Annotated in this window: 4 protein-coding genes; all 4 read right to left on the bottom strand. The window is 61.9% G+C overall.

From position 1 onward, the window contains the following. Positions 1-866: 2,3-diketo-5-methylthiopentyl-1-phosphate enolase (locus tag BG52_RS08470; protein ID WP_036667110.1), on the bottom strand; the 866-nt coding region annotated here is incomplete at its 3' end. Next, positions 863-1741 (bottom strand): pyrroline-5-carboxylate reductase, encoded by an 879-nt coding sequence (proC, locus tag BG52_RS08475; RefSeq protein ID WP_036582446.1) that lies wholly within the window; start codon positions 1739-1741, stop codon positions 863-865. The genes BG52_RS08470 and proC, both read right to left, overlap by 4 nt. Before the next feature lie 15 nt (positions 1742-1756). Then, entirely contained in the window at positions 1757-3025 is a 1269-nt protein-coding gene (locus tag BG52_RS08480; protein WP_036582443.1) for a glutamate-5-semialdehyde dehydrogenase, read from the bottom strand. Positions 3026-3040: 15 nt separating this feature from the next. Continuing rightward, positions 3041-3949, bottom strand: a 909-nt coding sequence (proB, locus tag BG52_RS08485) for a glutamate 5-kinase (RefSeq protein ID WP_036667099.1), incomplete at its 5' end; no start/stop codon positions are given.

Here is a 3949-nt window from a genome sequence, read left to right on the forward strand (position 1 = left end):
AGCTTGCCCAGCAGCAGCGGGGCGGCGATGCCGTAGTGCGGCGACGGGTAAAAAGCGCCCGCCATTGCCGGATGCGCGGCAATCGGGATGCTGATGCCGGGATCGCGGCTAAGCTCGTACAAAGCGTCGTACCCGTAGGCGAGCACATTAAAAAGCAGCGCATTCGCGCCGGCCGCAACCGCACGCTTCGCGTTCTCGGCCAGCTTGAAGGTCGGGCCGGTCAGGTTGACCGCATACAGCAACCGTTGGCCGGTCTCGGCCTGCGCTTGCCGGGCCGCCTCCATGCATGTTTCGATCCGCTTCTCCAGCGGAGTGAGCGGATTCTCAAACAAGATTTCATCGTCCTTGATCAGATCGACGCCGCCGAGCGCCTGGCGGTAAAACTGCTCCTTCAGGCCGGTCAGATCATGGCCGATCACCGACTTGAAAATACTCATGAGCAAGGGACGGTCATGCACGTTCAGCAAATCCCGTACACCCGGGACGCCGAATTTCGGACCGGGGAAAGCGGAGCGGAAGCCGTCCGACACGTCAAGATCGAGCAACTTGATCTTCCCGTCCATCGACAGCTTGCCGAAAACGGTGACCAGCAGGGCGGGGATATCCCGGCTGAAATTGACGTCGGGATAATCGATCACGATATCGGCGCAGCGCTCGCTTGAGGGCGACCCGCCGGCTTCGTATTCCGTGACGGAAACGACCTTGCCGAGATGCTTCTCCATCTCGACTTTCTTCGCCTCAGGCAGCTCAGTCCAGCTGCCGACCGTAAGACCGACCGCGATAGAGGCCGCCTTTTTGCTGAAATCGGCCTTGTCGTCAAAGCAGCGGTACGTTGCGCGGCAATAGCCGTTGCCGTGCTTGCTCATGAAATCGTGCTCCTCTCCAAAGCGGCGCCCATCTCGCCGGCGCGTTCCGCCGCGCGAAGAACGGCCCGCACCAGCGTCTCGGACACCTGCTTGTCGTTCAGCAGTTCGATTGCGGCCTGCGTCGTGCCGCCGGGCGACATAATCTTCCGCCTCAGCTCGGCAGGCGCTTCCCCGGTCTCCTTGACCATCGATGCGGCACCGAGCACCGACTGAACCGTCAGCTCATGCGACGCTTCCTGCGACAAGCCCAGCCGCATGCCGGCTTCGATCATCGCTTCCATCACATAATAGATATACGCCGGGCCGCTACCCGACAAGCCGGTGACTGCATCCATCATCCTCTCCTCGACGACGGCTGTGATGCCGATCGCGCGGAAGAGCGCTTCGACGGTTGCTTGCTGGGCTGTCGTAACGAAATCGTTGTAGCACAGGCCGGTTGCGCCGAGCCCGATTGTGCTTGACGTGTTGGGCATCGTACGAATGATCGCAACGGGTTTATCGATCAGCTTGCCAATTGTCGCGGTCGAGAGGCCGGCAATGACGGAGACGAGCAGCTGCTTCTCCGAGATAAAGGCAGCCAAACCGCGCAGCGCGACGTCCGCGTCCTTCGGTTTCATGCATAAGAAAATAACGTCCGCTTCTCTTAGCAGACGAGATTTGTCCGCTTCGGCGGCAGGAGCCTGGACGCCGTAAACCTCGCGAAGCTCATTGAGACGGTCGACATTGGAACGGTTGACGACGCTGATCCGCTCCGGGCGGGCCAGGCCCTCGCCCAGCAAGCCGCGGACGATCGCTTCGGCCATCGAGCCAGCGCCGTAAAAGCAAAAGCGCAAATCCGCGACTCCGGCCGCACCTGCGGCATTATTTTGTGACATGGATGAGTTCATCTCCTATCCGCGGACTTGTCCGCTGCCGTAAATCCGGTATTTGGTCGAGGTGAGGGCTGGCAAACCCATCGGGCCCCGCGCATGAAGCTTTTGCGTGCTGATGCCGATCTCCGCGCCGAAGCCAAACTCGAAGCCGTCGGTGAACCGGGTGGAGGCGTTATGGTAGACGGCCGCCGCGTCCACTTCCTGAAGAAAACGCTTGGCATTGGCTGAATCTGCGGTAACAATGCACTCCGAATGCTTCGTGCCGAAACGGTCGATATGGGCGAGCGCATCGTCAAGACCGTCGACGATTCGGATGTTAAGGATATAATCGTTGTATTCCGTCGCGTAATCGTCCTCCGAAGCCGGTTTGGCTTCCGCCAGCAGCGCCCGTGTTTCGGAGCAGCCGCGCAGCTCGACGCCCGCCTCCAGCAGCCTGCCGGCAATTGCCGGCAAATGCCGGGTCGCAAAGCCGCGGTGAACGAGCAGCGTTTCCATCGAGTTGCACACCGAAGGGCGCTGCACCTTGGCGTTATAAGCGATGTCGGCCGCCATACCGGCGTCGGCGCTCTCGTCGACGAAGGTGTGGCAGATGCCGGCGCCGGTCTCGATGACGGGGACAGTGGCATTTTCGACGACATTGCGGATGAGCGCCGCGCCGCCTCTTGGGATGACGACATCCAGCAGGCCGTTCAGCTTCAGCATCTCATCGACCGATTTGCGGTCCGAATCCTCGATCAATTGAAGCGCCTCCGGCGGCATCGCCGTTTCGGAGAGCGCCGCGTGCAGAATCTCCACGATGCGCTTGTTGGACTCGATCGCGGCCGAACCGCCGCGCAGTACGACCGAGTTGCCGGTTTTCAGGCAGAGTCCGGCTGCGTCGACCGTCACATTCGGACGCGCCTCGTAGATCATGCCGATCACGCCGAGCGGCACCCGGATTTGCTCGACAAGCAGCCCGTTCGGACGGCTGAATGAAACCAGCTTGTCGCCGACCGGATCCGGCAGCTCCACGATCTGGCGGAGTCCGTCCGCAATGCCGGCGATCCGGCTATCGTCCAAAGCGAGCCGATCCAGCAGGGAAGGGCTGGTGCCGTTCTCGCGGCCGCGCTGCAAATCCCGCTCGTTTGCTTCCATGATAGAGGCTGACGCCCGGACGAGTACATCCGCCATGCGGAGCAGCGCCTCATTCTTTTGTTCCGTTGACAGCCGGTTCATAACCGCTGCCGCCGATTTGGCGCGCCGTGCCTTTTCCTTCACTTCGCTTCCTTCAGCTTTCGCTTCCTTCATCGGATTCAGCCCCCGTCAGTTTTTTAACGTAACCCATTCGTCGCGATGGATCACTTCGATGCGTGCGACCTCGACGCGCTTGCGCACTTCCTCGGTGCCGAGTCCCGCGACCGCCTTGATCTGCCATGCGGCGTAGTTGACAACGCCCCGGCCGACCGTCTCGCCGCGTCCGTTGACGACCTCGACGACGTCGCCCGGGTGGAACTCTCCCTCAATCGTCCGGATGCCGGCGGGCAGCAGGCTTTTGCCCCCGGCCTGCAGGGCCGCTTCCGCGCCGTCGTCGACGGTGATTCTGCCTTGCGGACTCGAGTGGAAGCCCAACCACTGCTTTTTGGTGGACAAGCTGTGTTCGCTCGTCTCGAAATACGTTCCTCTGCCTCGGCCCAGGACGCCCGAGACGATGTCCCCGGGCTCCGTCGCCTGGCCGATAAACGCGGACACGCCGCCGCGCATCGCGATCCGCGCCGCCTCGATCTTCGAACGCATGCCGCCTGTGCCGACGGTGGAGCCGGCACCCCCGGCGATCGCCATGATATCCTCCGAGATTTGCGTTACGCGGCCGATCCGGACGGCGCTTGGATCCTTGCGCGGATCCGCCGTATAAAGCCCTTCGATATCGGTCAGGATCAGCAGCCGCTGGGCCTTGACGAGATTGGCCACGAGTGCGGACAGCGTATCGTTGTCGCCGAATTTCAACTCGTCGACGGCGACCGTGTCGTTCTCGTTGATGATGGGGAGGACGTTCTGCCGCAGCAGCTCCTCAATCGTTAACTGCGCGTTTCGAATGCGGCTGCGATTGGAGAAATCGGCGCGTGTGAGCAAAATTTGCGCGACGCCAATGCCGTAGCCGGCGAACGCCTCCTGATAAGCCTGCATCAGCAGCGCCTGGCCGACGGCGGCGGCCGCCTGCTTCTCATGGAGCAG

Source organism: Paenibacillus darwinianus (assembly GCF_000598065.1).
In the GTDB taxonomy this organism is placed as follows: domain Bacteria; phylum Bacillota; class Bacilli; order Paenibacillales; family Paenibacillaceae; genus Paenibacillus_I; species Paenibacillus_I darwinianus.